This is a genomic window from Actinoplanes sp. NPDC051851, from assembly GCF_040681165.1.
GTDB lineage: Bacteria > Actinomycetota > Actinomycetes > Mycobacteriales > Micromonosporaceae > Actinoplanes.
Genome location: NZ_JBFAYF010000016.1, coordinates 114,155 through 139,162 on the forward strand (window position 1 = coordinate 114,155; position 25,008 = coordinate 139,162).

A 25,008-nucleotide genomic window follows, 5' to 3' on the forward strand; every position below is an offset into this window, starting at 1 on the left:
ACGTGAATTCGATCACGAACGCCCGGGCGGTACGCGCGAACGGCTGGGTGGTGGACCGGCCGCGGCGCACCCCACCGGCCCACCGCCTGTTCTGCCTGCCGTGGGCCGGCGGGAACTCCACCGCGTACACGTCCTGGCAGGACGCGTTCGGCGGCACCGTCGAGGTGTGCCCGATCGAGCTGCCCGGTCGCCGGCGACGCTGGGCGCAGGACCCGTTCGATCGGCTCGACCCGCTGGTGAACGCCCTGGCCACGGCCGTGTCCGGGGAGTTGGGCGGCCGGTGGTCGCTGTTCGGGCACAGTATGGGCGCGCTGGTCGCGTTCGAGCTGGCACGCACCCTGCGCCGCCGCGGCGAGGGCCGGCCGGAGACCCTGTTCGTCTCGGCCGGCCCGGCCCCGCAGCTGCCCCGTCCCCAGCCGTGGGTGCACGACCAGCCGGACTCGGTGGTCGTGGCGCGGCTGCGGGCGCTGGGCGGTCTCCCGGCCGAGCTGGATACGGCACCGGAGCTGATGGAGCTGTTGCTACCGGCGATCCGGGCCGACTTCGCGGTGTGCGAGACGTACGCGCACCGGCCCGAGTCGCCGCTGGACTGCCCGATCGTGGCGTTCTCCGGGGCGGGGGACGCCGAGGTGCCGCCCGAGCGGGTGGAGCAGTGGCGGTCGCAGACTACGGCGGGCTTCGACCACCACGTGCTGCCGGGCGGCCATTTCATGATCAACACCGAGCGGGACGGAGTGCTCGCCGTGGTCCGGGAGCGCCTGGCCGCCGGGTAGTCCCCGGCCGGGTCAGGGCACCGGGAAGCTGACGGTGGCGTACGGTGCGTCGTCCCCGAGCTGTTCGGGGACGACGGTCACCGTCGACTCGGCGAGGGCCGGGGTGGCGGCGGCCCGGGCCTCGTACGCCCCGGGGAACGCGACGAGCCGGGCGACCCCGGTGTCGAGCAGGCCCAGGCCGACGGCGTCGATGGAGACCTGCCGTCCGGCGGCCCCCTCGATGGAGAGGTTCACGAAGGGGTCGAGGAGGCGGAAATCGTGGTCGCCGGTCCGCCTCACCTCGATGGTCTGCGCGACGGTCCGCCCGTCGGCCCGGTAGGTCACCGAGACCAGGGTGCTCCCGTTGCGGCTCGGGGTGATCCGCTCGATGGTGAGGTCGTGTGGCCGTAACCGATCGTCGGCGAGGGCCGCGTCGGAGAGCAGGGGCTGTGCCTGCGACCAGGAGTGCCAGGCCTTCTTGATCCGGCCGTCGTCGTCGACCAGGGCCAGCGCGGCGGTGGCGTCGCCGTCGGCCAGGGCGCCGAAGTAGTCCGTCACCGTGGAGCGGGGTGTGGCGGGGAGGATTTTGATCGCGGCGATACCGAGGGTGACGGCCCCGGCGACGGTGGCGCGGGCGATCCAGGCGCGTCGCGAGGTCCGTCCGCGAAGGCCCGAGCGTCGCGGGATCGCGGTCGGCGTCGTCTCCCTTCCGGTACGCGACGTCGTGCCCCGCGGGTAGCACTCGGCGCCGGGGTGAGTGGCTTCACCACAGGTCCGGCACGGTTCGGCGGGTGTATACTCATTCGGTGTCATCGATGGGTGCTCCTCCCTGACGTCGTGCGGGGGAGGTCATCGGGATGCGAGTGATCCACAGCGTCGCGCCGCGGATCGTTTGTGGGACACCCCGTTGACCCACGGCTCTGAGCACTGCTCAATATACTTTATCTTCAATGGACTGTCACTCATAGTCGCGCCGAGAACTCCCTGAGCGTCCGGCACCGTCCTCGCGGGCGCGTTCGTGCCGACCTACCTGGCGTGGCCGGCCGACGTCCGGCCCTGGCTGCTGCTCCTGGTGGTGTCACTGAGCCCGCAGCCGGCCGCGATGTGGCAGGCGACGAAGCCGCAAGACGATCGGTGTCGTGAGCCTGGCCGCCGCCTGAGCGGGGGCGCCGCCTGAGCGGGGGCGCCGCCGTGCGGCGGTAGACGTGCTGCCCCATGCCTTCGGATGAACCCGGAAGAGCGATGCGTGAAAGACCCGAACTGCAATACGGTTCTTTCACGCGGTCGTCGTGCCGAGCGTGCGGCACCGGCCCGCGGGGATGGGGGAAGTGGCTTTGCGACCCGAGAAGGCGCTGCTCAGCGAGGCGGTCCAGGCACTGGCCGGAGTGCGTGCCCTCGAGTTGGTACAGCGGATAGTACGACGCTGCGCCCGGTCGTTGACCGGGTCGCACGGTGCCACCCTGGTACTGCGGGAGGGCGATCAGTGCTTCTACGCCGACGAGGACGCGATCAGTCCGCTGTGGAAGGGGCAGCGGTTCCCGATCGCCGAGTGCATCAGCGGCTGGGCGATGCTGAACTGCTCCGCCGCGGTCGTTCCGGACGTGCGGATCGACGACCGGATCCCGCAGCAGGCGTACCGGCCCAGGTTCGTGCGCAGCATGGCGATGGTGCCGATCCGGGAGTCCGCCCCGATCGGCGCGATCGGCGTGTACTGGGCGGTGCGTCAGCGGGCGACCAACGAGCAGATGCAGTCGCTGCACTCGCTGGCGGAGGCCGCCGGAACCGCACTGGAGCGCCTTCTCGTCGCTCCGCTGCCGTGGTGACCCAAGAACATTCGCATTCTTTTCCGTACGCCCGGGGCGGGATCGAATAGGCGCGGAAAATCATCATCCGGATCGGCTAATCAGATCGGGTGTTACCGGATATCCGCTCTCCCGAGCCGTTTCTGATCTGCTCCACAGGCGATACCGTGGCCGACGTCACTGAGGCCGGGAACCGGTTGAATCAATGTCACCGATAGCCCGGCCACGATTCCGATAATCGAGGGGTCTACCTTTGTCTCCGCAACGTCGCAGAGCAATTCTCGCGGGTCTCACCGTCGTCGCGATCGGTACTGCCGGCCTGTTCTCCAGCCGCCTGGGCGCGCATGCCGAGATCGTTCCGGCGCCCGGCGACGTCGCCGCTTCGGTCGCGGCGGTCCTGCCCCCGTCCATGGTGCCCGACCAGCCGGACGCGGAGTTGAGCCCGCCGCCGCACCTTCCCTGGGGGCAGCCCCCGCAGGAGATCGAGACCGGGCCGGAGGGCGCCAGCAGCGGTGCGCTCAAGGCCGGCGGCCTCGACGCCGCCGTTCCGGACGAGGATCAGGCGGGCAACGACTACGCGCCGAAGGGCCGCTCCTCGCGGGGCGGTGTGCTGCCCTCGGCGGTGACCGCGATCGTGCCGCCGAAGCCGCCCACCGTCGTGGACCGGGCCGCGTCCGCGTCGAACGTGTACTTCTCCTACAACGTCGGTACCCAGATCGCGGCCACGGACGGCGCGTACGGCAACTTCACCATCGCCAAGCCGGTGCTGGACAGCGGCGATTACCACACCCTCGCCGAACTGGCCGTGCAGTCCTCGGACAGCCGCCAGATCGTCGAGGTCGGCTGGAACGTGGACCGGGTGGTCAACGGCGACGACGACCCGCACCTGTTCGTGTACCACTGGGTCAACGGCGTGTCCACCTGCTACAACGGCTGCGGCTTCGTCCAGTACAGCAGCAACATCCACCCCGGGGACACCCTGCCCCGGGACACCGCCAAGCGCATCGGCATCCAGTACGACGGCAGCGCCTGGTGGATCGCGTACGACACCGAGTGGGTCGGCTACTACCCGGCCAGCCGCTGGAACGGCACCTTCACCAGGACCGGCGTCGTGCAGACCTTCGGTGAGGTCGCCGCCTCCAGCACCGATCCCTGCACCGAGATGGGCAACGGGCGGCACGGCGAGAGCGACACCGCGGCCGCCAAGGTCGGCAGTATCACCTACCTCAACGGCCCGACCGTCGACATGACCGTCCGTACCACGAGCGACTACTACGACGTCGCCAAGCTCTCCGGGCGAACATTCCGGTACGGAGGCGCCGGGGCCTGCTGAACCGCTGAACCGCTGAACCGCCGCGAGCGGGCCGCCGGGACGTACTCGTCCCGGCGGCCCGCTCGTCGTGGTGCTCGCGCCGCCGGGGAGGCCGGTGCCCGACGGTGTGGGGTGTGCCTATGGAGGACCCCGGAAGGGCGATTTCAGAAAGAACCAAAACCACATACGGTTCTTTCATAGGGGGTCACACGGCGTTGACCGCGGATCGGTTCGAGGGGCAAGATCATTATTACTTTCGCTGACTGTCGTCCACCGCTGAGGAAAGCGGTAGCCGTGACCCGCACCCGGGGGTTCCGATACCTGCGATCGCACGGGAGGGGATTGGCCGGGCGGTTCGCGACCGTCGCCCTGCTCATCGGAACCGTGCTGGGATTCGGGGTGGCCGAGTACGTATTCCCGGCGTACCTCAGTCCGCATCGGCGCAGTGGGGTGGCCGGCTCCCTCGGCGTCGTCGAAGGCGTGACGGTGCTGCTGATCGTCTGGCGAGCCGGCCGGGCACGCCCCTGCCGGCGGCGGCGAGACCACGACGCGCCGGTCGCTCCCGGGGCCTGCGTGTCCCGGTCTTCCGAGGCTTCCGTGCCCCGGCTTTCCGAGACCTGGCTCTCCGAGGTTTCCGCGCCCCTGCCGCTACCGGACGTGCCGGCCGCACCGCGGCCGTCCGTGGCAGCCGTCGCCGAGGCCCGGGCCGTCCCCTTCGTGCCAGGCCTCGCCGGGACGTCGGCCGGACCGGGTGCGCCGGTCCCGCCGCGAGCTCCGGCTCTCGCGCCGCCACCGCGGGGCCGTGCGGTGGTGCCCGGTCCGGACGGCGAGCACCGGCCACGCCCGGTCTCGCCGCATCCGGCGCGGAGAGCCGCGTTCCGGGCCAACGTGTCGCGACGTCACGACGCGCCGAAGCCGCCGAGCGCCGTTCCGCAGAGGATCGCCGGTGGTCCGGACCGGGCCTGAGATCTCGCGGGTCCCGCCCGGAACGGCGAGTGCTCCCCGGGGATCACGGCCAGTTGTGGTGCCTGCCGAAACGGGCGGGATCCGGGCCGGCATCCACACGCCAGCCGCGGTCCCGCTGCCATCGGTGCGGTCCGCCCGCGGGGAACTGGCCCAGATCCTGATAGTCGCTCAACGGCTCGGACGACGGCGCCAGGTCGTCGTCCGGCACGACGTCGTCGAAGGGTGGAGTCGCCGGATCCGGCTGCCCGGCCTGTGTCGGCGTCGGCACCGGCGGAACGTTCAGGGCGGGCTGCCGCGTCCGCGCCGTCCGCGCCGTCGGGGCCGGTGACGAGGGAACCCGGTGGGCGGCGGTGGTCGCCACGATGAGACCGGCCGACTCCCGCGGAGGATGTTCGCCGGCGGCCTGCCGGCTCGGTTGCACGGACGGGCTGTCGTCGAGCGGGGCCGGCGCTCCGCCGAGCCTCGCACCCGCGTCCACACCGGGGGTCACCACGACCGTCGCGGTGCGCGGACCCGGCGCACCCAGCGCCCAGCCGGCGAGGACCGCCGACGGCAGGCCGGCCCCTAGAACCGCTATGAAAATCGTCTTCGGAGACATCCGCACGTTGGTAACATCGTTTGCGCGCTCGAAAAGTTACGCATCTTCCGATTGGCCCGGGGAAGCGGATCCAGCGGATCCTCGTGGCCGGCAGGAGACATTAATTATGTTTTAAACGACGTTCCTCCATAGCGCGGAATTGAATCCCGCGGAGGAGTGCCGGAACGGGCCGCCGACGGCGTCGGGCGCGGGCTGAGGAAGGCACCCGAGGCCTTCCTCAGCCCGCGCTTCATCTGCCCGGCGGAGCCGTCGGCCGGCCGGGCGGTTCGTCACGGGGTGCGACCGTGATCAGCACTTCTTCCAGGCGACGTGGTAGACCGTGTCGAGCTTGCCGTCGGTGGAGTCCATGGTGATGAAGCTGGTCTTCCGCTTGTCGGACCGGCCCACGCCGGCGCGCAGCTCGGTGTTGACGTTGAGGTACCGCTGTTCGCCGCAGGGCAGGAAGGACAGGGAACCGACGCCGACGACGTCGGTCCGCTGCCAGTTGCCGTCGATCGGGCCGGCGAAGGTGTGCCGGCTCCTGGTGGTCGTGGACTCGCCCTGGAAGTAGTAGAACGAGGTCTGGGTCGCCGTGGCGCCGCGTTCCAGGTGGGCGAAGCCGCGGTAGTCGGTGCTGGTGATCGCGTACGTGTAGCCGTGCGGCACGTGGACGTTGAGGCCGAGCTGGCAGTTCTTGCGGAAGCTGGTCGGTTTCGCGCCCGCGCCGACCTGGGCGGTGAACTCGCTGTAGGTGACCGTGAAGGCCTTGCTGTCCGGTGACACGGTGACCGCGGTGGTGCCCAATGGGCATCCGGACCCGTTGGCCGAGACCACATCGATCACCATGCCGGTGGCTCGCGGCGGGGGCGCCGGCGCCGCGACGGCGGGTGCGGCGGCCCCGGTGAGAGCGGCGAACATCGTCATTCCGGCGGCGAGAGACGTACGCATAGGAATCCCTTTCCGGTTCTTGCGAGAAGCATTTCCTGGGGTCGACTGACCACAGAGAACGTACGGTGATCCCGTCGCCTGCATCAACCGTGAAATGGTCGCCTTTAATCCCTGCGAGTGCTTTACCCGGGCATCACAGCCCATAGGTTCGGCAAGTGTCGGCCGATCGGTCAGGTGCCGGCGTAGGAAATAGCCGTAATTGACAAGCCTATTTCATAATGGGCTGATGGAGGCGAGCCCGCGACGCACGACGAGCCGACCGCGCCCTTACCGAACCGCCGCACCGGCGGCACGATCCGGGGCCGGATCGCACGGACCCTCGCGCTGCCGGTCGCCGTCATCCTCGCGCTGGCCGGCGTCATCGCGGCCGGCGAGATCGACAATCGGACTCGACAGCGAACTGCGCCGCAACTGCGCCACCCTCAGCATGTTCAGCATCGCCAAGGAATCCGCCGCACAGGAACGCGCCCTGCTCTACCGCGTCTTCCGGGCCGGGAGATTCGAGCCCGGCCGGTTCGTCCCATTCGTCTCCGCGAAATCGGCCCGCGACTCCGCGATCCTCGCCTTCAACCAGTACGGCAACCCGCAGGCCGTACAGGCGCAGAACCTGGTCCTGAGCACCCCGGCCGGCCTGCAGGTCGTCGCCATGGAGAACGCCGCCCTCGCCGCCGCGCCTGCTCCGGCGGCCTCGACCGCGCCGACGCCGACCGCCTCGCCGCGATCGTCTCCAGCCTGGCCAGCCTCGCCGTCAGCGCCGGCCACCGCTACGACTTCGACGGACTCAAACGCATCATGATCGAGATGCGGCGCGGCTACCTGATCATCTCGCAGATCTCCGGTGGCAGCATCCTCGGCGTCGTCGCCGGAAGCGTTTGCGCGCTCAGCACCATCGGCTTCGAGATCACCACCCTCGCCGACCGTTTCGGCACCCTGCTCACCCCGGCGCTGATCGCCGAATCCCGGCAGCACCTACCACGACGACCGAGGACGGGTGGCCGCACGCGGGCCACCGGCAGCCACCACCACGGTACGACCGGGACCCCCTCGTCCGCCCGTTCATGCTCACCGGCGGCCGTACCCAGCCGGAACACGACGGCCTGCGCCTGGAGACCCCACTCCGGGCCGTCCCCACGGCACTCGCCGCACCGTTGCGGTTCGAATCCCGCCGCATCGTCGAGCTCTGCCGGCGACCGCACTCTGCACACCGGCCTTGCGCAGGGTCGCCGCCGAGGGCTGGTCCCACGTCATCCTCGACGGGAAACTGTTCGATTGCGACCGGCTGACCGAGACCACGCTCAGCGTCAAAGGCGAAACGATCGATGCCTGGTGCTCGGGAAAGCACCGCGATTTCGGCGCGAACATTCAAGCGGTCATGCGCCCGGACGGTCTGCCGATCCGGACTTCCGAGACGGTGCCCGGGCATCTGCACGACACCCGCTGCGCCCGCGATCTGGGTGTCACCGCCGCACTCAACTGATCCGCCAGCGAGCTCGCCATCGCCGACCCCGCCGAACGCGAACGGCGCGACGCCGCCCTGCACACCGACAACATCGAGACCGGCTTCTTCAACGACAACGGCCGGCCCGCACCCTGGCCCGACGACATCGACCAATGGCGACCCGAAACCGGTGAGCCCGTCACCGTCCAACCTGGCGAACAGTCCTTCTAACCAGCACAACTCGAAAGATCAGCCGTTACACCACTTCCGGGGACTTGACCAGTCGTGTGGGAACGCCTCATCGCGCAACACCCGCGCTACTTCGCGCACTGGGCCTGGGTCCGTAACCCTCTGATGATGGCCAGGGTGGTACGAGCGGAGTGACGGAAGACTGTCACGCTCCGTTCCGTGGGAGCCCGGAGGTGAGATCCCTCCGGGCGACCCGACTCTGGCGTGGACACCGATGGCGGGCGCCGGGCCCGGGCGGGTTGGCAGCCGGATGCGAGCTTGCTAGCATGCTAGCATGACTGCTGAGGAGGTCAGGCAGTTCAATGTTTACCTTCCGGTGACTCTGATCCGAGAGGTCAAGCATTACGCCATCGACCGTGAACTGTCACTCTCGGCGCTGGTCGCCGAGGCGCTGCGGGCGCATCTCGCGCAGCAACGGGGTCACAACCAAGACGGAATCGGGTGAGAGGAGTCCAGACATGACGACCCGAGGTGTGGAAGGCGTTTACGTCGAGACGCACAGCTGGGGCAAGACGGCCAAGTTCCTGGAGTCGATGGGATTCAAGGTCGACTTCGTCACCGAGCACGGCTCCGGGATGCTCAAGCACGAGGAGGGGCCGTACTTCGTCGTCGGTGAGGTGCCGGAGGACAAGGCGCCGCAGACGCAGTTCGTGGTCCGGGTGCCGGACGCGGCGGCCTTCCGGCCCGACCCGATCGTCGAGGTGGTCTCCCCGTTCGAGGAGACCCACTGGGGCACCCAGCGGATGGTGGTGCGCGACCCGGACGGCCGGGAGTGGAGCATCGAGGCGCCGCTCGAGAGCTGAGCGGTCCCCGGAGAGCCGGGACGCGCCGGCGCGTCCCGGGTCCTGCGGGCTCGGGGTCGCCGCGTCTTTCGGTGCGTACCCGATGGCCGGCGGTGGACGTTCGCGGTGCCGGCACCGCTGTCCATCGTGTACTCCCTCGCGGTGATCGTCGTACGTGGCCTTCTGCTCGCAAGGATGCTAGCAAAATAGATTGATAGTCACGGCTGAGACGAGGTATCGATGACGCGCGACGATTTCTCTATCAAGGAGGCGGAGGCCCCGACGCCGCCCACATCACCGCGACGTGGGCTCGGCATGCTCGTCGTGATGATCGGTGTGCTCATCTCCGCGGTCGACGGAACGATCGTGGTGCTCGCCCTGCCGGTGATCGAGGAGGATCTCCACATCACGCTCTCCGCCGTCACGTGGGTGGTCGTCGGCTATCTCCTCGCCGTCACCGTGCTCTCCACCCAGCTGGGCCGGTTCGGCGACATGTTCGGCCGGGTACGGATGTACAAGACCGGCTTCCTGGTGTTCATCATCGGCTCGATCCTCTGTGCGCTGGCGTGGAACGCACCGAGCATCATCGGCTTCCGCCTCGTCCAGGGTGCCGGCGCGGCCCTGATCGCGGCCAACAGCAGCGCGATCATCTCGGAGCTCTATCCGCCGAAGGAGCGCGGCCGGGCCTTCGGCTACAACGCCCTCGGCTTCTCGTTCGGCTCGGTCATCGGTGTTCTGCTCGGCGGGCTCATGGTGACCTACGTACCCTGGCAATGGATCTTCTGGATCAACGTGCCGATCGGTGCCGTCGCGTTGCTGCTGGCCCAGCGGGTCCTGCGTGATCAGGGCGAACGGCAGCGCCGCAGGTTCGACTTCCTCGGCATGATCACGCTCGGTCTCGGTCTCTTCGGGATCCTCTGGGCGATGACCGGGCTGGCGTCGCGTCCGCTCGACGGCGTCCTGGCCGGCTATCTCGCCGGCGGTATCGTGCTGCTCGTGGTGTTCGGCTTCATCGAGGTGAGGCACCCGGACCCCACACTCGACCTGTCGCTGTTCCGGATCCCGACGATGACGCCCTCGCTGCTGGCCTCGCTGCTCCAGGGTGTCGGCAGCTTCGCCGTGCTCTTCCTGGTCATCATGTACCTGCAGGGCACGCGTGGCATGGACCCGATCGACGCCTCGATGCTGCTGGTCCCGGGCTACCTGCTCGGCGCGGTGGTCGGTCCCTACGCCGGACGGCTCACCGACCGGGTCGGCCCGGTCATCCCCGCGACCCTCGGACTCGGCGTCTCGGTCGCCGCGATGGCGATCTTCGCCCAGATGACCGCGACGAGTGATCTGTGGCTGGCGGCCGTCGGGAACCTGGTCATCATGATCGGGGGCAGCCTGTTCTTCCCGGCGAACACCGCCGCCGTGATGGGCGCGGCACCACCCGAGCGGCTGGGCATCGCCTCCGGTGTGCTGCGTACCTTCTCCAGCATCGGCATGGTCTTCTCGTTCACCACGGCCATACTCGTGGCGTCGCACGCGATTCCCCGGAATCTGGCGTTCGCCATCTTCGTCGGCACCAGCAGGCTCGACGGCCGGCTCGCCGTCGTCTTCGCCGAGAGTCTGCGAGCGGCGTTCTACGCTTTGATGGGGATCATGATCCTCGCGGCGGTGTTCTCCGCGATCCGTGGCACCCGCCGCAACAAGGGCTGACGGGTACCGGCGGGGGATTCTCGTCAGATCCTTCGTATTCGATATCCCCGCACTCCTGGCAGATGAATTCCACTATCGGCCGGGGCAGTTCCTCACCGTGGACATACCCACCGGCCGCTCTCACCGGGCGGATCGGCGGCACCTACGGCCACGACGCGGCCGCGGACATCGAGAGATTCCTCTGCGCGTTGCGCTGGCGGGACGCTGTCGGGTGAGGGCTCTGCCGGCACTGCCCGGTGACCTGGAACGAGAGTTGACGACGGCCTCAGCGGGCTGCGAGCAGGCGGGGGAGGTCGCCGAAGAGCTCCAGGCCCGCGTGGGAGCCGGTGTCGTCGAGCAGGACGCGGTCGTGGCGGTCGGTGAGGCGTACGTGCGCGGTGGCGTCGAGGGACTCCTCGACCTGGCGGCGCATCTGGCCGGCGGCCGGGGCCTGGAGGATGCCGCCGCGGCGGCGTTCGGCGTGGATGGTCAGAGTGTGGCCGCGCCGGGAGCGCAGGGTCCAGTCCACGTGCCGTTCGTCGACCTCCAGGGACGTGGTGCGGGCGCCGGTGTGGGTCGCGAAGCGGTACAGGTGGCCGTCGTGGCGTACGGCGACGATGAAGCCGCGGAACTCGGCGCGTAGCCACGGGATCATCGCGATCGAGGCGGAGAGGCAGGTGGCCGGGGTGGTGAAGTGGTTGGTCTGCATCCAGACGTAGGCGCTGGGGAAGGCGCGGCCCCAGTCCTTCTCCAGGTATCCGCGCCCGCCGTCGAAGTCGAGTGTGCCGCCGTCGTGTTCCAGGGTGCCGGAGAGGCCGTGGCCGAAGGAGAGGATGCCGTGGTAGCACTCGAGGAAGGGGACCCAGGCGTACCAGCCCATGGCGCCGGGTGCCCAGAGGCGTACCGGCCAGGGGTCGAGGGGGCCGGTGTAGCGGATCTCTCCGCGCAGGCCCGCTTCGGGTACGTCGAGGACCATGCCGGACGCGGTGAACCGGTTCGGGCCGACGGTGACGTCGTAGCGGTCCGCGCGGGCCCGGAACTCCGACCGGTCGTACCGTTGGTACCAGGCCTTGCCGGTGGTGCCGTCGAGGAGCTGCACGAACGCCTCGTCGTCGCCGAGCGCGATCCCCGGGATGACCGCCCAGCGGTGCGCGCCGTCGGCGCTGACCACCTTGTTGTACCAACCCTCGAAGAAGCCGGCGCGTGCCCGGTCGCCGTGGTAACCCTCGGGGTGCAGCGTCGACATGTCATCGACGCTACCCGATCTTTTTACTCCCGGGTGGTGCGCAGGAGGAAGCCGGGCATGGTGATCTTGTCATAGCCGTCCTCGGCGATGACCTGGACGTCCTTGACGATGGTGCTGACCCAGTGCGGGGCGGTGAAGGTGGCTTCGAGGTAGTCGCGGGTGACGGTCCAGCCCTCGCCGGCCTCGGCGGAGACGGCGAGGACGTAGAGGAAGCCGTCGGGAGCGACGAGGGTGGGCAGGACGTCGAGGTACGCGCCGACGGGGCCGCCCTGCCGGTGCAGGTTGTGCAGCAGGCCGCAGTCGAAGACCGTGTTGTAGACGGTGTGCGAATGGCTGTCGGTGTCCGGCTCGGTGATGTCGCGTACCTGGAGACGGACGTGCCGCACGTGCACGTCGGCGGCCTTCTTCTTCGCCGCGGCGATGGCGACCGGGGAGATGTCGACGCCGGTGACGTGGAAGCCGCGTCGCGCCAGGGCGATGACGAGGTCACCGGTGCCGCAGCCGACGTCGAGGATCCGCGGGCCGCGCACGGCGTTCTCCAGCACCGCCATGATCGCCGGTTGCGGGCGGCCGATGTCCCACGGCGCCGTGTCGGTGCGGTAGGCGTCGTCCCAGTCGATCATGGTGCTCCCCGTGAATCGGTGTCGGCCACACAGGATACGTGGGTGCTGCTGGTCGACTACCTGACCATTCTCGGTCCGGACACGGTGGCGGGGCCCGGTGTCCCGTTCGCGCCGGCCGAGAAGGCCCCCGGGGCCTTCCCCGACGACATCAGAGCTTTCCGGGTACGCGTGAACGGCGCCGCCCGCCGGGACCGCCGGGCGGCGCCGCTGTCACCAGGTGTCCAGAAACAGACCTCCCCCGAGTCGCGGTCGACGGGGCCGACGTGGAGTGTGGCCCCGGCGGCCGGCACAGATCTGAAACCCGGTCACTTCGTCGCGTTCTTGATTGACCCCGTGCCGTGACATCGATGAGAGTTGCAGGTGGCTCTCACGCGGATCTCCGGTGAATGTCAAATCCCCTGGTCGCAGCCGTCATGGGAGAGAAGTGGACTTTCAGGTGTTCGGAGGCGTCGACGTCTTCCGTCGTGGCGAGAGGATCGATACGGGCCCGCAGCGACAGCGGTGCGTGCTCGCCGTGCTGATGGTCGAGGCCGGGCGCGCCGTCTCCCCCGCGGAGCTGATCGACCGGGTCTGGGGCGACGACCCGCCCCAGCGGGCCCGCGGCGCCCTGCACAACTACATCTCCCGGCTGCGCCGGGTGCTCGCCCCGGACGCCCGCGTCGCGCGCCGCCCGGACGGCTACTGCCTCGAGATCGACCCGGACGACGTGGACATGCACCGGTTCCGGAGCCTGATCGCCGCCGAGAAGCTCGACGAGGCGCTGGCGATCTGGCGGGAGCGCCCGTTCGGTGCGCTCGACACGCCATGGCTCGACGGCGTACGGGAGAACCTGCAGCGTGAGCGGCACGCGGCCGAACTGGACCGCAACGACCGGGCCCTGGCCGCGGGCCGGCACGCCGAACTGCTGCACGGCCTGGCCGGGGCGGTGGAGGCGTACCCGTACGACGAGCGGCTGGCCGGGCAGTACATGCTGGCCCTGTCCCGGGGTGGGCGGCCGTCCGACGCGCTGCGGTATTACGAGACGCTCCGGCGGCGGCTCGCCGACGAGCTGGGCATGGACCCGAACCCCGCGCTGCGCGGCATCCACCTGGAGATCCTCACCGCCGGCGCGCACCCGCCGGTGGAGATCCCCGACGTCCGGACGCCACCCGCGCCGACCACGCCACCCGCGCCCGTCCCGCCGGCCCGTATCGAGCGGCCGGAGCCGCCCCGCCCGCGACGGTGGTGGCTGCTCGCCGGGGCGGTGGCGGTCCTCGCCGGTGCGGGCCTCGCCGGGGCACTGGCGGCGGGACTGCCGGACCGGAGGGCCGAGACGCCGCCCTCGGCGTCCCCGTCGTATCCGGACCGGCTCGCCCCGCTGACCGGGGAGATCCCGGATCGCGCCGTGGTGGCGATCGTCAACCGGCGGTCGGCGACCTCGGTGGCCGAGTCGTTCGTGGTCGACGTGGAGAACTGGGCGGTCGAGGCGGGCGCGCGCACCCACCTGTGGCACTGGCGCGACGACGGCGACTACCGCAACCAGCTCTGGCGGGTCCGCCACCTGCCCGGCGGCACCCGCCACCTGGTGAACATGCTCAGCGGCAAATGCCTGTCGGGCGTGCTGGGCGCCGCCGACGTACGGCAGGAGGTGTGCGCGGCGGACGATCCGGCGCAGCGCTGGACCTTCCGCCCGGACGGCCGCCTGGCCGACGACGACGGCGCCGACTGCCTCTCGGTCCGCGAGGGCCTGCTGCTCCAGGACACCGGCCTGCAGGTGCTGCCCTGCGGCCCGGACTGGAGCCAGGAGTGGCTCCTCGTCGCCCGCCCGTGACCACCGCCGGCGGAGGGGCCGGTGTGCGGGCACACCCCTGCACCTCAGATCGTGGCGGGTCGCCGTGTAGTCGGCGGACGTCGGCAGTGCCCTCGTGCGGCGGGTCCTATCCGGTCAGCTTGTCCCATTCGGCCTTGGTGACCTTCCGGCACTTGTCGATGGAATCCGACTCGTCGGTGTACGCCTGGATGTAGACGTCCGTGGCGTCGGACGCGAAGGGGATCTTCATTTGCGAAGAAACGGTCTGCTCGGTGTAGGTCGCCGTGGAGATCGGGTGCTGCGCGAACATCAGATACAGCGTCTGCTGCAGCTCGAACAGGCCGCCGTTGCCCGGCTGCAGTGCGGTAGTGGGCAGGGTGTTGGTCTCCACCACCTTCTTGCCGGTGACGTACCAGGTGATGCTCAGTGGGGTCGGCGGGGTGTTCGCGAGGCTGAAGAGCCCGACCTGGTCGGCCGAGCACTCCAGCTGCGCCGGCGTCGCCACCGCGGAGGTGATCGCCGGGCTCTGGCCGTCGGGGTTCGTGATGATCCGCGGCATGCCGAGCATCAGTTCGGTCGGAGTGGAGAAGTCGCTGCCGCCCACCTCCGCGATGCTGGCCGAGTAGGTCGTCTCGAGCGTCTTCGACTGGAATGAATGGGGGCTCGGGTTGACGACGTTCCACGCGCTGTAGGTGAAGTCCTCCTGCGGCTCGACCGGCTGCAGAAACATGAGGATGCTGTTCGAGTTGGCCCGGGTGATGGAGTTGAACACCCAGAATGCGGTGGTGGTCATGATGGTGGTCCTCTCGGTGAATCAGGTTCCGTCGGAGCAGGAATGCTTGCCGATCGGATTCCAGAATGCGCCGGGAGCTTTCTTTCAACATCATTCCCGTGCCTGATTAAATGCGTACGGCAGATGATGTAGGCCGCAATGGTGTGTACATCGGGAGTCTGATGGATCGGCGTCCCGGCAGCACGATGACGGCGAGCCGGCCGAGGTTCAGCGGGCGGTGATGGTCAGACGGTGGGCCTCGTCGAGCAGGAGGCGGCCGAGTTTGGGCTGGCGGTCCGGGGTGAAGCGGGACTCGATGCCGGTCAGGGTCAGGGCGCCGACCGGGCGGGAACGGTTGTCGAAGACGGCGGCGGCCATGCCCCAGCTGCCCTCGACGATCAGGCCCGGGTTGAGGGCGTAGCCGTCGCGGCGGGTGTCGGCGATGCGGGCGCGGAGCCGGTCCGGGGCGTGTGACACCCCGTAGGCGACGGTGAGATCGTTGGCGGACAGGTAGCGGTCGACCTCGGTGGCGGGCAGGTATGCCAGGATCGCCAGGCCCGCGGACGCCACGCCGAGGGGGAAGCGGATGCCCTCGTGGAGCACGTGGGAGCGGATCGGGAAGCTGCCGTCCTCGCGGAGCAGGCAGACGGTCTCGTCGCCGCGGCGTACGGAGAAGAACGCACTCTCTCCGGTGGCGACCGCCAATCGACGGACACTGGGCTGGGCCAGCGACGTCACGTCGTAGCGGGCGGCCGCCGCGGTGCCGAGCAGGTAGAGCTCCGGGCCGAGCAGCCAGCGGCCGTCGGGGTCGCGGTCGACGAAGCCCTGGGTCATCAGGGCGGTCAGCAGGCGGTGCGCGGTGGGGCGGGCGATGCCGGTGGCGCGGGCCAGTTCGGCCGTGGTGGCGCTGCCGCGTTCGCGGGCCGAGATGGCGCGCAGCAGGATGGCGGCGCGGCCGAGCACGTCCGGTGGTGCGTTCACTCAGTGAACACTAGTGCGGGTTCGGGGTACGCGGAGCGAGCAGTTCTTTGACGGCGTACCCGGAAAGCTTGGTTTGATCCTAGGCATGCAGAAAGTCGTCGGTTCGGCCGCGGAAGCGGTGGCGGACATCCCGGACGGGGCCACGCTCTCGGTGGGTGGTTTCGGACTCTGCGGCATTCCGGCCGCGCTGATCGCGGCGCTGCTGGACGCCGGCACGCGGGATCTGGAGATCGTGTCGAACAACGCGGGCGTCGACGACTGGGGTCTCGGGCTGCTGCTCGGTGAGCACCGGATCCGGCGGATCATCGCGTCCTACGTCGGGGAGAACAAGGAGTTCGCCCGGCAGTACCTCGCCGGTGAGCTGGAGGTCGAGCTGACCCCGCAGGGCACCCTCGCCGAGCGGATGCGGGCGGGCGGCTCGGGGATTCCGGCGTTCTTCACCGCGACCGGCGCGGGTACGCAGGTGGCCGAGGGCGGTCTGCCCTGGCGGTACGACGACGCGGGCAACGTCGCGGTGGCCTCGCCGCCGAAGGAGACGCGGGTCTTCGGCGGTCGCGAGCACATCCTGGAAGAGGCGATCGTGGCCGATTTCGGACTGGTCCGGGCGTGGAAGGGTGACCGGCACGGGAACCTGGTGTTCCGGCAGGCGGCGCGGAACTTCAACCCGCTCGCGGCGATGTGCGCGACGGTCACCATCGCCGAGGTCGAGGAGCTGGTCGAGCCGGGCGAGCTGAACCCGGACGAGATCCACACGCCGGGGATCTACGTCCACCGAGTGGTCGCACTGACCCCCGAGCAGGCGGCGACGAAGCGTATCGAGAAGCGGACGGTGCGGTAATGGCCTGGACCAGGGACGAGATGGCGGCGCGGGCGGCGGCGGAGCTGACCGACGGGTCGTACGTGAATCTCGGGATCGGCCTGCCGACGCTGGTGCCCAACCACGTGCCGGACGACGTCGAGCTGGTGCTGCACAGCGAGAACGGGATCCTCGGGGTGGGCGCCTACCCGCTCGACGGTGACGAGGACGCCGACCTGATCAATGCCGGTAAAGAGACCGTCACGGTACGCCGTGGCGCGTCCTTCTTCGACTCGGCGACGTCGTTCGGCATGATCCGTGGCGGCAAGATCGACGCGGCGATCCTCGGTGCCATGCAGGTGTCGGCGGCGGGTGACATCGCGAACTGGATGATCCCCGGCAAGATGGTCAAGGGCATGGGCGGCGCGATGGACCTGGTCCACGGCGCGCGGAAGGTCATCGTGCTGATGGAGCACGTGGCGCGGGACGGGTCGTACAAGATCGTCAAGGAGTGCTCGCTGCCGTACACCGGCCGCGATGTCGTCCAGCGGATCATCACGGACCTGGCGGTGCTGGACGTGACCCCGGACGGGTTGCGCCTGGTCGAGCTGGCCCCGGGCGTCACCGAGGCCGAGGTCCGCGAGAAGACCGAACCCAGCCTGGTCTGACGCGCCGCCGGGCCGTTCTCACTGCCGGACGAGGCCACCCACCGGCACCGGTGCGACGCGCCCGTCGCCCGGTCCGGTGCGGTACCTGGCCAGTCCGACGTCAACGGTGACCGCCCGGTCCTGCCCGGGCACGTCCGCCAGCGGCACCCAGGCGGCCAGCTTGACGTGCTGCTCCATCCGGTGAGCAGGACAGCATCGCCGCTGCCGTGATCCGGGTGGCGCTGAACGGTGCGGTCGCGACGGAATCCGCCGGGTGAACCGGGTCGATGCGGCACGGGAGTCCGATATCCTCCGGTGCTGTGATGACGAGGGTGTTGTTCACGGCGGCCTTCGCGCTGGCGATCCTGGTGTCGGTGAGCCTGCACGAGGCGGGGCACATGCTGAGCGCGAAGCGTTTCGGCATGCGGGTCACCCACTACTTCGTGGGCTACGGGCCGACGATCTTCTCGTGGCGCCGGGGCGAGACCGAATACGGTCTCAAGGCCGTTCCGCTCGGCGGATTCTGCCGGATCGCCGGGATGACCGCGTACGACGACGACACCGCCCCCGCCGACCGGCACCGGGCCATGTGGCGTTTCCCGGTGTGGAAGCGGACCGTGGTCATGCTCTCCGGGGTGGCGGTCCAGTTCGCCCTGGCGGTCGTCGCGCTCTGGTTCGCGGCCGCGTACGTCGGCGTGCCGAACCTGAACTACCCGCAGACCGCCGCCGACCTGGCCGCCCAGCCCGCCGCGATCACGGTCGGCGACTGCGTCACGCCGGACACCGCCCGATCCTGCACACCCGGCGACCCGGTGAGCCCGGCCAGGGCGGCCGGGCTGCGTACCGGCGACGTGATCACCGCGGTCGGCGGCGTACCCGTCACCGACTACGCCGGCATGGTCCGGGTCGTCCGGCAGGCCGAACCCGGCCCGGCCCAGGTGGCCTATCTCCGGGACGGGCGGCCCGCCACGGTGCGGGTCGAGCTGAGCGCGGTCCAGCGCCCGCCACTCGACGACCCGGCCGGCCCGGTCACCACGGTGGCCGCGATCGGTGTCGGTCAGGACGTCACCGTTCCCCGCGAGGTGACGTTCGGGCCGGTGGGCGCGATCGGGGCGACGGTGACCTACACCGGCTGGATGGCCGGGCAGACCGTCGAGTCGGTCACGCGCATCCCGTCGAAGGTCCCGGCGCTCTGGCACTCGCTGACCGGCGCGGAGCGGGATCCGGACACCCCGGTCAGCGTGGTCGGGATCAGCCTGCTCGGCGGGGAGGCGGCCTCGCTCGGCCTCTGGTCGACGGTGCTGATGATCTTCATCGGACTGAACGTCTTCATGGTCGCCTTCAACCTGCTGCCGCTGCTGCCCCTCGACGGCGGGCACGTCGCCATCGCCTGGTTCGAGCGGCTGCGGTCCTGGGTCGCCGCCCGGCGGGGCTGCCCCGATCCGGGCCGGGTCGACTACCTGAAGATGATGCCGCTGACGTACGTGGTCCTCCTGGTGGGCGGTGCCTTCACGCTGCTCACGGTCGCCGCGGACCTGGTCAACCCGATCACCCTCCAGTAGGCGCTCAGCAGGGTCCCCGCATCGTCCGATGAGAGAGTCGTGAGGGCGTGGATCAGCGGGCTCATACCGGACGTCCATCTGCCGGACGAGGCGTTCGCGGCGCGGCACCGTGCCCTGCGGACCGTGCTGACGCTGGCGGTGCCGGTGCTCGTCGCGATGGCCGCCTTCCGGGACCGGATCGTGGCGATGCTCGACGGCCCGCAGGCGGCGCACACGCACGGTGTGTCGATCATGTGGGCCATGGTGGTGTCGACCGCGGTCTGCGCCGCCGTGGCGAACTTCGTCGACGCGCGCCGCGCCGGTTCCCTGGTGGTGTCGCTGGGGCTGCTGCTGGGTTCCGCGGCGCTGGTGCACGCCGGCGGCGGTCTGACCGACCTGCACTTCGGGTTCTTCATCGTGCTCGGGCTGATCGGTCTCTACCAGGAGTGGCTCACCCTGGTCCTGTCGGTGGCGCTGGTCGCGGTCCATCACGTGATCGTCGGCATCGTCGTACCCGAGCTGGTCTTCTCCGACGCCCGGGCCTGGCAGCACCCGGTCTTCTTCGCCGTGCTGCACGCGACGCTGGTGCTCGCGATGTGCGCGGTGCAGCTCGCCTACTGGCGGTTCATCAGCCAGGCCCAGGCGGAGACACGCCGGGTCGAGCAGACCGCGGCCGAGCAGCTGCGCCGCCGGGAGGAACGGTACCGGGCCCTGGTGCAGGACTCCTGCGACGTGATCAACGTGGTGGACCGGGACGGCACGATCGACTCGGTCAGCCCGGCCGCGCAGGCGGTGCTGGGATACCGGCCGGAGGACCTGGTCGGTTCCGACTACTTCCAGTTGATCCATCCGGACGACGTGAACGCGATCCGGGCGTGCTGGGAGGGCGGTACCGCGGAGCAGCGTACCGAGGTCCGTACCCGGCACGCGGACGGCAGCTGGCACTGGCACGACGTGACCCTGCGTGATCTGACCGGTCAACCGGCCGTCGGCGGTTTCGTGGTCAGCCACCGGGACGTGACCGAGCGCCGCGAGTTCCAGGACCTGCTGCAGCACGAGGCCGCGCACGACGTGCTGACCGGCCTGCTCAACCGGGGTGCCCTGGTCCGGGCGCTGGAGCAGGCGCTGACCGGCCTGACCGACGGCGACCGCCTGGCGGTGCTCTTCATCGACCTCAACGACTTCAAACCGATCAACGACACCCTCGGTCACCAGGCGGGCGACACGCTGCTGGTCTCGGTGGCGCACGCCCTGCAACGGTCGGTGCTGGGTTCGGACACCATCGGCCGGCTGGGCGGCGACGAGTTCGCCGTGGTGCTGCGCCACATCAACGCGCTGGACAACGCGATCGCGGTGGCCACCCGCATCCTCGCCGCGATGGCCGAGCCGGTCGACGTCGCCGGGACGACGATCCGCTGCCGGGGCAGCATCGGCATCGCGGCCAGCGAACCGGGCGGCGGCACCGACACCGACGAGCTGCTGCACCGCGCCGACGCCGCGATGTACCAGGCCAAACGCGCCCGCGACACCGGCTGGGCGGTCTACGGCGAGGAGGTTCAAGCCCTCAAACCCCGACCCCTTTCCGGTACGCCGTAACGCCCGGCCAGCGGCACCCTCGGCCCTGATATCCGGATCGTGCGTTCTAGAATCGTGTCATGTCCCGGGTGAAAGAGTTCGACCCCGACCAGGCGCTGGGCGCGGCGATGCGGCTGTTCTGGCAGCGGGGGTACGAGGCGACGTCGATGGCCGATCTGGTGGAGGCGACCGGGGTGGCGCGCGCCGGCCTGTACGCCACCTTCGGCAGCAAGCACGACCTCTACGTCCGCGCGCTCGACCGCTACGTCGGCGAGCGCGACCCGCTGCTGGTCGAGCGCCTGGCCGGGCCCGGTCCCGCGCTGCCCGCGATCAAGGCGGTGCTGGACGACTTCGTCGCGGAGGCGGATCGCGCCGGTGACCTGGGCTGTTTCGTGGTCAACGCGGCCGTGGAGCGGATGCCGGCGGACACCGTGGTCGCGCTCAGCGTGGAGACCAGCTGGGAGACCCTGGAGGTGGCGCTGACCTCCGCGCTGGTCCGGGCCCGCGGCTCCGGCGAGCTGGTCGAGGCGGCCGACCCGCGGCGCCTGGCCCGGTTCCTGCTGGTGATCCTGGAGGGTCTGCGGGTGGTCGGCAAGGGGCGTACCGGTGCGCTCCGGGCTCGCGACGCCGCCGACGAAGCCTTCGCGGCGCTGACCCAATGGCGACCCTTACTAGACTGAGCGTTCTTGAATGGCTAGCCTCGTGGTCGTGACGAATGCAGACATGACACGGCAGCGCTTCACGGGCAGGGTCGCTCTGGTCACCGGCGGCGGATCCGGCATCGGCCGCGCGGTCGCACGAGCGCTCGCGGCCGAGGGCGCCTCCGTCGCCGTCGCTGGCCGCGACGCCGCCACGCTGGCCGCGACGGTCACGCTGATCGAGGCGGACGGCGGTACCGCGGCGGCGATCCCGGCCGACGTGACCGTCGCCGAACAGGTCTCGCGGCTCGTCGACACGACCGTCGACCGATTCGGGGCACTCGACGTCGCGGTCAACAACGCCGGAGTGCTCGGCCGCCCGGGCCCGCTCGCCGACGTCGCCGAGCCCGACTGGCACACGGTGATCGACACCAACCTGACCGGCGTCTACCTGTGCATGAAGCACGAGATCGCCCGGATGCGCGGCCGCGGCGGCGCCATCGTGAACATCTCCTCCAACATCGGCGCGCACGGCCGCATCCCCGGCCTCGGCGTCTACGGCGCGGCGAAGGCGGCGGTCAGCGCCCTCACCCGCAGCACCGCCCTGGAGTACATCGGCGAGAACATCCGGATCAACGCGGTCAGCCCCGGCCCGTCCGACACCACGATGTCCCTGCGCCCCGGCGAGACCCCGGCCGACCGCACGGCCCGCCTCGCCGCGGCTCTGCCGATCGGCCGCGTCGGCACCCTGCCCGAGATCACCGCCGCGGTCCTCTGGCTGGCCGCCGACGAGTCCGGCTTCACCGTCGGCCACGACCTGGTCGTCGACGGCGGCGCCACCGCCTGAGCTCTCGGCTGGTGCTGACGGGTCTGTCGAGGGCCCGGACACACCCCTCGGCGCCAGCCAGGACCGGGACCGGTGGCCTCAGCCCGGTGCCAGCGTTGCGGTGGAGACGCCCTGGTGGATGACGGTCGCCTGGCAGCGGAGGGTGCTGATCCCGCCCGCGGTGACCTCGACCCGGGTCTTCGCGGTTGCCGGCTCGGTCAGCTCGACGTCGTGCAGTCCGGGGGAGAGCGGATACCAGCAGCGCCCCCACCCGGCCACGACGGTGCGCCCGTCGATCCGCACCGTCGGCGCCGCCACCCACCCGTCGTAGTCGAAGTCCTCGACACCGTCGGCGTCAACCGCGGAGGCGTGGAAGCGTAGCTCCAGCAGAACCGCTCCTCGGCCGGCGGGCGGCGTGGGGACGGCCGCGTCATCGCCGAGCCGAAGCGGACTGTGGGCGGGCCCGCTCCGACTGCTCCGGTTCTGATTCCAGGTAGGGGAGAACATGGCGTCATAGGCCTGGCCGGTTCGGAACATGAACCAGACCAACCCGGCGGTACCCGGAACTGCGGCAAGAGCGACGACCAATCCGTCCGGAAGCCCGGTTAGATGCAGAAGGAAGACGAGTCCCAGCAACAGGGCGGTCAGTGCCAGGACCCCACCGACGATGAGTGGAGCCATGCGCACCATCGGCGGAACCCTACGCGCAGGCGGCGTGCCCTCGACCCGGAAACGTCCGCGCTCACAGACGATCCGGGCCACCTCACCGGCCCGGATGGTCAGCGCGAAGGTGCCATCCTGACCGCGCAGCTTCTGTGCCTCGACCACGTGCCGCCCTGGCGTGACCGGGATCAGCGCCCGTCCGAACCCGTAGAGCACCGGTTCGCCGTCGACACCGACCTGCGGGGCGAAGTCCTTCCCGTCGAGGTCCGGTACATCGATGTGGATTCCGGCCATACCGTTCGGTGGCGCTTCCCGGTCGCCGAGTACCGTCATGGCGGCCTGCGGGTGTGCGATCTCGATCATCGGTCCGGGTCCAGATTCCGCCGGGTCTGGTCCTCGTCTCCCTCGCCACCGCGAGCGTCGTACATCCGTTTTCCCTCCTGGATCGCGGTCGTGACGCCCTTGACGGCGGCGCCGGCGTAGGGCCGCCAGTCTTCCAGAGACTTGCTCAGCGCCGTACCGGGAGTGATGAAGCCACCGGAGAAGTGGCCGCCGGGACCACGTACCTGGAAGGCAGCCTGCAATCGCAGTCTGAGGTTCGGATGCAGTTTGTAGAGCACGTCACGCAGTCGGCGGAGCAGTGCGATGACGCGGGTCAAGAACGCCATGGCGCGGGTGGTGAGCACCCCGCCCTCCACACCGGTTGCTGCGCCCGCTGCGGCGGTGGATCCGCCGAAGGTCGGCCCGGCGGCGGCCAGCGCGGCCGTCCAGACCAGGACCAGCCACTCGATGAACGTGGCGATCAGTCCGATCACGAAGCCCTGAGCGACCTCCATCAGCGTCTTCGCGATCGACATGACCATCTGGATCTGTTTGACGTCGTCGCCCAGGCTGCGCATGCCCTCGGCGAACTCCGCCAGGCGAGCCTTCGCCTGCTCCGCGCTCTTGCCCTGCCAGCCGATCAGGCCCTCGTTGGCGGCCTGGAGCATCTCATCGGCGAGCGGGGAGGTCCTTGGCCGCGTCGAAGCGCAGGATGTCGACGCCGCCGATGTCGACGGAGCCACTGGCGCCGTAGTTGCCGGCACTGCCGGTGACACCCACCACGCCGCCCGCTGAAGCGTGGCCCTCGGCCAGGTCGTTGCGGACGTCGCTGTCGCTCGCCGGATCGGTGCCGCCGCTCACCCGGGCATCCCCTTCGTGTCGAGTTCGCGCTGGATCTTCGCCAGCGCCTCGGCCATCGCGTCGTCGGCGCCCTCGTACGCCTCGCCGGTCCACCCGAGCGCCTTGACGTTGCTGTCCAGCGCCTCGCCCATGTTGTGCATGTTCTCGAAGAGATCACCGGCGTACTGCCAGTACCAGACCGCGAACGGGGCGCCGACCAGGCCCCACACGCCCCAGTCCGGATCGGCGTCGGCGGCCAGGTCGAGCAGTGCCACGGTGCGCTCGTGCAGTCGCCGGAGCGTGGCCTGCGCCTTCTTGATTTCCTCCAGGTCGACCTGGTAGCTGCCCTCGCCGCCGTCGCTGCCCCCGTTGGGCGTCTGTGCCTCGCTCATCGCTCCTCCCGTGTGGCGAACTCCTCCGGAAGGTGCTCCCGGACCATCGCCGCGAGGTCCAGCCGGGGACCGGCCGCGGTCTGCGCGACCCCGGCGGAGGCGGCCGCCATGTCGGCGTCGGCCTGATGCACCGCGGTCAGCACGAGCCGGCCGAGCTGGGTCATGCCGTGCCGTAGCGCCGCCGGGTCGATGGTCACCGTGGACAGGCCCTGCTGGGTGACGGTGGCTCGGACCGCCCCGCCCGCCGACGAGCCGGTCCCGGTCAGCCGGGTGAACTCCTCGCGGGTCCGCTCGTACGCCGCCCAGCGCTCCTGCGCGTCGATGGTCAGCTTCCCCATCGCCTGCTCCAGGCCCTCGAAGGAGGGGAACCCCGGATCCAGCGCGAAGGTCGGCGCCGTCGTGTCGCCCTCGTCGAGCGGCGGTAACTCCAGCGGCGGGATCTCCGGCAGCTCGCCGTGCAGGGCGGCACCGACACCGTTGTTGCGTACGCCCAGCTCCGTCAGACCGGTGTCCAGGCGTTCGCGTGCCTGCTCGGCGGCCTGCCGTGCGGTTGCGGCGATCAGCGGGCCGAGCGTCTCGGCGCTCAGGCGCGCGGCCCGCGAGGTTAGTTCTATGTCGAGTACCGCGCCCCGGGGCCCGGCGGTCACGGTCACCGCGTGGTCCGGGGAGGTGGCGCGCTCGGCGGTGGAGGAGACCAGCGTGCGCAGCTCCTCCATCCGACGGGTCTGCTCCGCCTCTGGGGTCGGCGTGTCGGCTGCCATCACGTCCCTTCCCGAGTAGGTCACGAGACTACCGGTGCCCGGCGACCGATCGGTACCGGTCACTCGGTGAAGGCGATTGCGAAGGACGTCG

At 70.2% G+C, this 25,008-nt stretch carries 31 protein-coding genes and 3 pseudogenes; 20 read left to right on the forward strand and 14 right to left on the reverse strand.

Annotated elements, in window-relative coordinates; genetic code table 11:
- Positions 1 to 2 precede the first annotated feature (2 nt).
- Positions 3 to 773: an alpha/beta fold hydrolase gene (locus AB0M08_RS17925; protein ID WP_364493984.1), complete on the forward strand. Its 771-nt coding sequence runs from the start codon at positions 3 to 5 to the stop codon at positions 771 to 773.
- 12 nt (positions 774 to 785) lie between these two features.
- On the opposite strand, the gene AB0M08_RS17930 is transcribed toward AB0M08_RS17925, so the two are convergent.
- Positions 786 to 1,565 carry a hypothetical protein gene (locus tag AB0M08_RS17930; protein WP_364493987.1) on the reverse strand — a complete coding sequence of 260 codons (780 nt, stop codon included), beginning with the start codon at positions 1,563 to 1,565 and terminating at the stop codon, positions 786 to 788.
- Positions 1,566 to 2,080: 515 nt separating this feature from the next.
- Here AB0M08_RS17930 and AB0M08_RS17935 point away from each other — a divergent pair.
- The 3 genes from AB0M08_RS17935 to AB0M08_RS17945 all read left to right on the forward strand — a co-directional run bounded on the left by AB0M08_RS17935 (position 2,081) and on the right by AB0M08_RS17945 (position 4,832).
- The gene (locus AB0M08_RS17935) at positions 2,081 to 2,575 is read left to right on the forward strand and encodes a GAF domain-containing protein (RefSeq protein ID WP_364493990.1); all 495 of its coding nucleotides are present in this window, start codon (positions 2,081 to 2,083) and stop codon (positions 2,573 to 2,575) included.
- A 232-nt stretch (positions 2,576 to 2,807) separates the two neighbouring features.
- A complete protein-coding gene (locus AB0M08_RS17940; protein WP_364493993.1) occupies positions 2,808 to 3,887 on the forward strand; it encodes a neprosin family prolyl endopeptidase in 1,080 nt (359 codons plus the stop codon).
- A gap of 321 nt (positions 3,888 to 4,208) precedes the next feature.
- Complete coding sequence (locus tag AB0M08_RS17945; RefSeq protein WP_364493995.1) at positions 4,209 to 4,832, forward strand: hypothetical protein; 624 nt, start codon at positions 4,209 to 4,211, stop codon at positions 4,830 to 4,832.
- Between the two features lie 43 nt (positions 4,833 to 4,875).
- Here the strand turns inward: AB0M08_RS17945 and AB0M08_RS17950 are convergent, their stop codons facing one another.
- From AB0M08_RS17950 to AB0M08_RS17960, 3 genes are all read right to left on the reverse strand, one after another.
- Complete coding sequence (locus AB0M08_RS17950) at positions 4,876 to 5,430, reverse strand: hypothetical protein (RefSeq protein ID WP_364493998.1); 555 nt, start codon at positions 5,428 to 5,430, stop codon at positions 4,876 to 4,878.
- 288 nt (positions 5,431 to 5,718) lie between these two features.
- On the reverse strand, positions 5,719 to 6,357 hold the full coding sequence (locus AB0M08_RS17955; protein WP_364494000.1) for a DUF4360 domain-containing protein: 639 nt from the start codon (positions 6,355 to 6,357) through the stop codon (positions 5,719 to 5,721).
- A gap of 267 nt (positions 6,358 to 6,624) precedes the next feature.
- Positions 6,625 to 6,795, reverse strand: a complete 171-nt coding sequence (locus tag AB0M08_RS17960; protein WP_364494002.1) for a hypothetical protein — start codon at positions 6,793 to 6,795, stop codon at positions 6,625 to 6,627.
- On the opposite strand from AB0M08_RS17960, the pseudogene AB0M08_RS17965 reads away from it, so the two are divergent.
- The 8 genes and pseudogenes from AB0M08_RS17965 to AB0M08_RS18000 form a co-directional block, all read left to right on the forward strand.
- Positions 6,785 to 7,033: pseudogene (locus AB0M08_RS17965) on the forward strand (nitrate- and nitrite sensing domain-containing protein); the annotation flags it as partial. The gene AB0M08_RS17960 and the pseudogene AB0M08_RS17965 sit on opposite strands and share 11 nt — an antisense overlap.
- 56 nt (positions 7,034 to 7,089) lie before the next feature.
- A pseudogene (locus AB0M08_RS17970) lies at positions 7,090 to 7,161 on the forward strand (dynein regulation protein LC7); the annotation flags it as partial.
- A gap of 254 nt (positions 7,162 to 7,415) precedes the next feature.
- A pseudogene (locus AB0M08_RS17975) lies at positions 7,416 to 7,556 on the forward strand (hypothetical protein); the annotation flags it as partial.
- An 11-nt stretch (positions 7,557 to 7,567) separates the two neighbouring features.
- Entirely contained in the window at positions 7,568 to 7,834 is a 267-nt protein-coding gene (locus AB0M08_RS17980; protein WP_364494005.1) for a transposase family protein, read from the forward strand.
- Between the two features lie 484 nt (positions 7,835 to 8,318).
- Positions 8,319 to 8,489, forward strand: coding sequence for a CopG family transcriptional regulator (locus AB0M08_RS17985; protein ID WP_364494008.1), 171 nt, complete (start codon positions 8,319 to 8,321; stop codon positions 8,487 to 8,489).
- A 13-nt stretch (positions 8,490 to 8,502) separates the two neighbouring features.
- The gene (locus AB0M08_RS17990; RefSeq protein ID WP_364494011.1) at positions 8,503 to 8,847 is read left to right on the forward strand and encodes a VOC family protein; all 345 of its coding nucleotides are present in this window, start codon (positions 8,503 to 8,505) and stop codon (positions 8,845 to 8,847) included.
- A gap of 306 nt (positions 8,848 to 9,153) precedes the next feature.
- Complete coding sequence (locus AB0M08_RS17995) at positions 9,154 to 10,527, forward strand: MFS transporter (RefSeq protein WP_364494014.1); 1,374 nt, start codon at positions 9,154 to 9,156, stop codon at positions 10,525 to 10,527.
- 62 nt (positions 10,528 to 10,589) lie between these two features.
- On the forward strand, positions 10,590 to 10,742 hold the full coding sequence (locus AB0M08_RS18000; RefSeq protein WP_364494016.1) for a hypothetical protein: 153 nt from the start codon (positions 10,590 to 10,592) through the stop codon (positions 10,740 to 10,742).
- A 50-nt stretch (positions 10,743 to 10,792) separates the two neighbouring features.
- Here the strand turns inward: AB0M08_RS18000 and AB0M08_RS18005 are convergent, their stop codons facing one another.
- Positions 10,793 to 11,752, reverse strand: a complete 960-nt coding sequence (locus tag AB0M08_RS18005; protein ID WP_364494017.1) for a tocopherol cyclase family protein — start codon at positions 11,750 to 11,752, stop codon at positions 10,793 to 10,795.
- Positions 11,753 to 11,775: 23 nt separating this feature from the next.
- Positions 11,776 to 12,375 (reverse strand): class I SAM-dependent methyltransferase, encoded by a 600-nt coding sequence (locus tag AB0M08_RS18010; protein WP_364494019.1) that lies wholly within the window; start codon positions 12,373 to 12,375, stop codon positions 11,776 to 11,778.
- A 42-nt stretch (positions 12,376 to 12,417) separates the two neighbouring features.
- Between AB0M08_RS18010 and AB0M08_RS18015 the strand changes: the two genes are divergently transcribed.
- Positions 12,418 to 12,717 (forward strand): hypothetical protein, encoded by a 300-nt coding sequence (locus AB0M08_RS18015; RefSeq protein ID WP_364494022.1) that lies wholly within the window; start codon positions 12,418 to 12,420, stop codon positions 12,715 to 12,717.
- An 82-nt stretch (positions 12,718 to 12,799) separates the two neighbouring features.
- Positions 12,800 to 14,185, forward strand: coding sequence for a BTAD domain-containing putative transcriptional regulator (locus AB0M08_RS18020; RefSeq protein WP_364494024.1), 1,386 nt, complete (start codon positions 12,800 to 12,802; stop codon positions 14,183 to 14,185).
- Positions 14,186 to 14,291: 106 nt separating this feature from the next.
- Here the strand turns inward: AB0M08_RS18020 and AB0M08_RS18025 are convergent, their stop codons facing one another.
- Positions 14,292 to 14,957 carry a hypothetical protein gene (locus AB0M08_RS18025; protein WP_364494027.1) on the reverse strand — a complete coding sequence of 222 codons (666 nt, stop codon included), beginning with the start codon at positions 14,955 to 14,957 and terminating at the stop codon, positions 14,292 to 14,294.
- Between the two features lie 207 nt (positions 14,958 to 15,164).
- Positions 15,165 to 15,917 carry an IclR family transcriptional regulator gene (locus AB0M08_RS18030; RefSeq protein ID WP_364494029.1) on the reverse strand — a complete coding sequence of 251 codons (753 nt, stop codon included), beginning with the start codon at positions 15,915 to 15,917 and terminating at the stop codon, positions 15,165 to 15,167.
- A gap of 85 nt (positions 15,918 to 16,002) precedes the next feature.
- On the opposite strand from AB0M08_RS18030, the gene AB0M08_RS18035 reads away from it, so the two are divergent.
- Together AB0M08_RS18035 and AB0M08_RS18040 are read left to right on the forward strand one after the other, a co-directional pair.
- Positions 16,003 to 16,755 carry a CoA transferase subunit A gene (locus tag AB0M08_RS18035; protein ID WP_364494032.1) on the forward strand — a complete coding sequence of 251 codons (753 nt, stop codon included), beginning with the start codon at positions 16,003 to 16,005 and terminating at the stop codon, positions 16,753 to 16,755.
- A complete protein-coding gene (locus tag AB0M08_RS18040; RefSeq protein WP_364494035.1) occupies positions 16,755 to 17,381 on the forward strand; it encodes a CoA transferase subunit B in 627 nt (208 codons plus the stop codon). Before AB0M08_RS18035 ends, AB0M08_RS18040 begins: the two co-directional genes overlap by 1 nt.
- Positions 17,382 to 17,399: 18 nt before the next feature.
- Here AB0M08_RS18040 and AB0M08_RS18045 read toward each other — a convergent pair whose 3' ends face one another.
- Positions 17,400 to 17,558 (reverse strand): hypothetical protein, encoded by a 159-nt coding sequence (locus tag AB0M08_RS18045; protein WP_364494038.1) that lies wholly within the window; start codon positions 17,556 to 17,558, stop codon positions 17,400 to 17,402.
- Between the two features lie 125 nt (positions 17,559 to 17,683).
- On the opposite strand from AB0M08_RS18045, the gene AB0M08_RS18050 reads away from it, so the two are divergent.
- Genes AB0M08_RS18050 through AB0M08_RS18065 form a run of 4 tightly spaced genes read left to right on the forward strand, consistent with a single transcriptional unit; the run spans position 17,684 to position 21,961 of the window.
- Positions 17,684 to 18,922, forward strand: a complete 1,239-nt coding sequence (locus AB0M08_RS18050; protein WP_364494040.1) for a site-2 protease family protein — start codon at positions 17,684 to 17,686, stop codon at positions 18,920 to 18,922.
- A 39-nt stretch (positions 18,923 to 18,961) separates the two neighbouring features.
- Positions 18,962 to 20,497: a diguanylate cyclase gene (locus tag AB0M08_RS18055; protein ID WP_364494043.1), complete on the forward strand. Its 1,536-nt coding sequence runs from the start codon at positions 18,962 to 18,964 to the stop codon at positions 20,495 to 20,497.
- 59 nt (positions 20,498 to 20,556) lie between these two features.
- On the forward strand, positions 20,557 to 21,156 hold the full coding sequence (locus AB0M08_RS18060) for a helix-turn-helix domain-containing protein (RefSeq protein WP_364494045.1): 600 nt from the start codon (positions 20,557 to 20,559) through the stop codon (positions 21,154 to 21,156).
- Positions 21,157 to 21,184: 28 nt separating this feature from the next.
- Positions 21,185 to 21,961, forward strand: a complete 777-nt coding sequence (locus AB0M08_RS18065; RefSeq protein WP_364494047.1) for a glucose 1-dehydrogenase — start codon at positions 21,185 to 21,187, stop codon at positions 21,959 to 21,961.
- A gap of 78 nt (positions 21,962 to 22,039) precedes the next feature.
- Here the strand turns inward: AB0M08_RS18065 and AB0M08_RS18070 are convergent, their stop codons facing one another.
- From AB0M08_RS18070 to AB0M08_RS18090, 5 genes are read right to left on the reverse strand one after another with little or no spacing between them, the layout of a single operon-like run.
- The gene (locus AB0M08_RS18070; protein WP_364494050.1) at positions 22,040 to 22,966 is read right to left on the reverse strand and encodes a hypothetical protein; all 927 of its coding nucleotides are present in this window, start codon (positions 22,964 to 22,966) and stop codon (positions 22,040 to 22,042) included.
- Positions 22,963 to 23,592 carry a hypothetical protein gene (locus AB0M08_RS18075; protein WP_364494052.1) on the reverse strand — a complete coding sequence of 210 codons (630 nt, stop codon included), beginning with the start codon at positions 23,590 to 23,592 and terminating at the stop codon, positions 22,963 to 22,965. The genes AB0M08_RS18070 and AB0M08_RS18075 overlap by 4 nt, the downstream gene beginning before the upstream one ends.
- A gap of 1 nt (position 23,593) precedes the next feature.
- Entirely contained in the window at positions 23,594 to 23,785 is a 192-nt protein-coding gene (locus AB0M08_RS18080; protein WP_364494055.1) for a hypothetical protein, read from the reverse strand.
- Positions 23,782 to 24,156 (reverse strand): hypothetical protein, encoded by a 375-nt coding sequence (locus AB0M08_RS18085; RefSeq protein ID WP_364494056.1) that lies wholly within the window; start codon positions 24,154 to 24,156, stop codon positions 23,782 to 23,784. Before AB0M08_RS18085 ends, AB0M08_RS18080 begins: the two co-directional genes overlap by 4 nt.
- Positions 24,153 to 24,917, reverse strand: coding sequence for a YbaB/EbfC family nucleoid-associated protein (locus AB0M08_RS18090; RefSeq protein ID WP_364494057.1), 765 nt, complete (start codon positions 24,915 to 24,917; stop codon positions 24,153 to 24,155). Before AB0M08_RS18090 ends, AB0M08_RS18085 begins: the two co-directional genes overlap by 4 nt.
- Positions 24,918 to 25,008: the final 91 nt, after the last annotated feature.

What these genes read in the sequence shown, in the direction of transcription:
- AB0M08_RS17950 (WP_364493998.1), bottom strand. Translation starts at nt 5,430, where the DNA reads ATGTCTCCGAAGACGATTTTCATAGCGGTTCTAGGGGCCGGCCTGCCG.
- AB0M08_RS17955 (WP_364494000.1), bottom strand. Translation starts at nt 6,357, where the DNA reads ATGCGTACGTCTCTCGCCGCCGGAATGACGATGTTCGCCGCTCTCACC.
- AB0M08_RS18060 (WP_364494045.1), top strand. Translation starts at nt 20,557, where the DNA reads ATGTCCCGGGTGAAAGAGTTCGACCCCGACCAGGCGCTGGGCGCGGCG.
- AB0M08_RS18045 (WP_364494038.1), bottom strand. Translation starts at nt 17,558, where the DNA reads ATGGAGCAGCACGTCAAGCTGGCCGCCTGGGTGCCGCTGGCGGACGTG.
- AB0M08_RS18090 (WP_364494057.1), bottom strand. Translation starts at nt 24,917, where the DNA reads ATGGCAGCCGACACGCCGACCCCAGAGGCGGAGCAGACCCGTCGGATG.
- AB0M08_RS18050 (WP_364494040.1), top strand. Translation starts at nt 17,684, where the DNA reads ATGACGAGGGTGTTGTTCACGGCGGCCTTCGCGCTGGCGATCCTGGTG.
- AB0M08_RS17960 (WP_364494002.1), bottom strand. Translation starts at nt 6,795, where the DNA reads ATGCTGAACATGCTGAGGGTGGCGCAGTTGCGGCGCAGTTCGCTGTCG.
- AB0M08_RS18010 (WP_364494019.1), bottom strand. Translation starts at nt 12,375, where the DNA reads ATGATCGACTGGGACGACGCCTACCGCACCGACACGGCGCCGTGGGAC.
- AB0M08_RS18040 (WP_364494035.1), top strand. Translation starts at nt 16,755, where the DNA reads ATGGCCTGGACCAGGGACGAGATGGCGGCGCGGGCGGCGGCGGAGCTG.
- AB0M08_RS18070 (WP_364494050.1), bottom strand. Translation starts at nt 22,966, where the DNA reads ATGATCGAGATCGCACACCCGCAGGCCGCCATGACGGTACTCGGCGAC.
- AB0M08_RS18075 (WP_364494052.1), bottom strand. Translation starts at nt 23,592, where the DNA reads ATGCTCCAGGCCGCCAACGAGGGCCTGATCGGCTGGCAGGGCAAGAGC.
- AB0M08_RS17990 (WP_364494011.1), top strand. Translation starts at nt 8,503, where the DNA reads ATGACGACCCGAGGTGTGGAAGGCGTTTACGTCGAGACGCACAGCTGG.
- AB0M08_RS18085 (WP_364494056.1), bottom strand. Translation starts at nt 24,156, where the DNA reads ATGAGCGAGGCACAGACGCCCAACGGGGGCAGCGACGGCGGCGAGGGC.
- AB0M08_RS17995 (WP_364494014.1), top strand. Translation starts at nt 9,154, where the DNA reads ATGATCGGTGTGCTCATCTCCGCGGTCGACGGAACGATCGTGGTGCTC.
- AB0M08_RS18035 (WP_364494032.1), top strand. Translation starts at nt 16,003, where the DNA reads ATGCAGAAAGTCGTCGGTTCGGCCGCGGAAGCGGTGGCGGACATCCCG.
- AB0M08_RS18005 (WP_364494017.1), bottom strand. Translation starts at nt 11,752, where the DNA reads ATGTCGACGCTGCACCCCGAGGGTTACCACGGCGACCGGGCACGCGCC.
- AB0M08_RS17985 (WP_364494008.1), top strand. Translation starts at nt 8,319, where the DNA reads ATGACTGCTGAGGAGGTCAGGCAGTTCAATGTTTACCTTCCGGTGACT.
- AB0M08_RS17930 (WP_364493987.1), bottom strand. Translation starts at nt 1,565, where the DNA reads ATGACACCGAATGAGTATACACCCGCCGAACCGTGCCGGACCTGTGGT.
- AB0M08_RS18025 (WP_364494027.1), bottom strand. Translation starts at nt 14,957, where the DNA reads ATGACCACCACCGCATTCTGGGTGTTCAACTCCATCACCCGGGCCAAC.
- AB0M08_RS18000 (WP_364494016.1), top strand. Translation starts at nt 10,590, where the DNA reads ATGAATTCCACTATCGGCCGGGGCAGTTCCTCACCGTGGACATACCCA.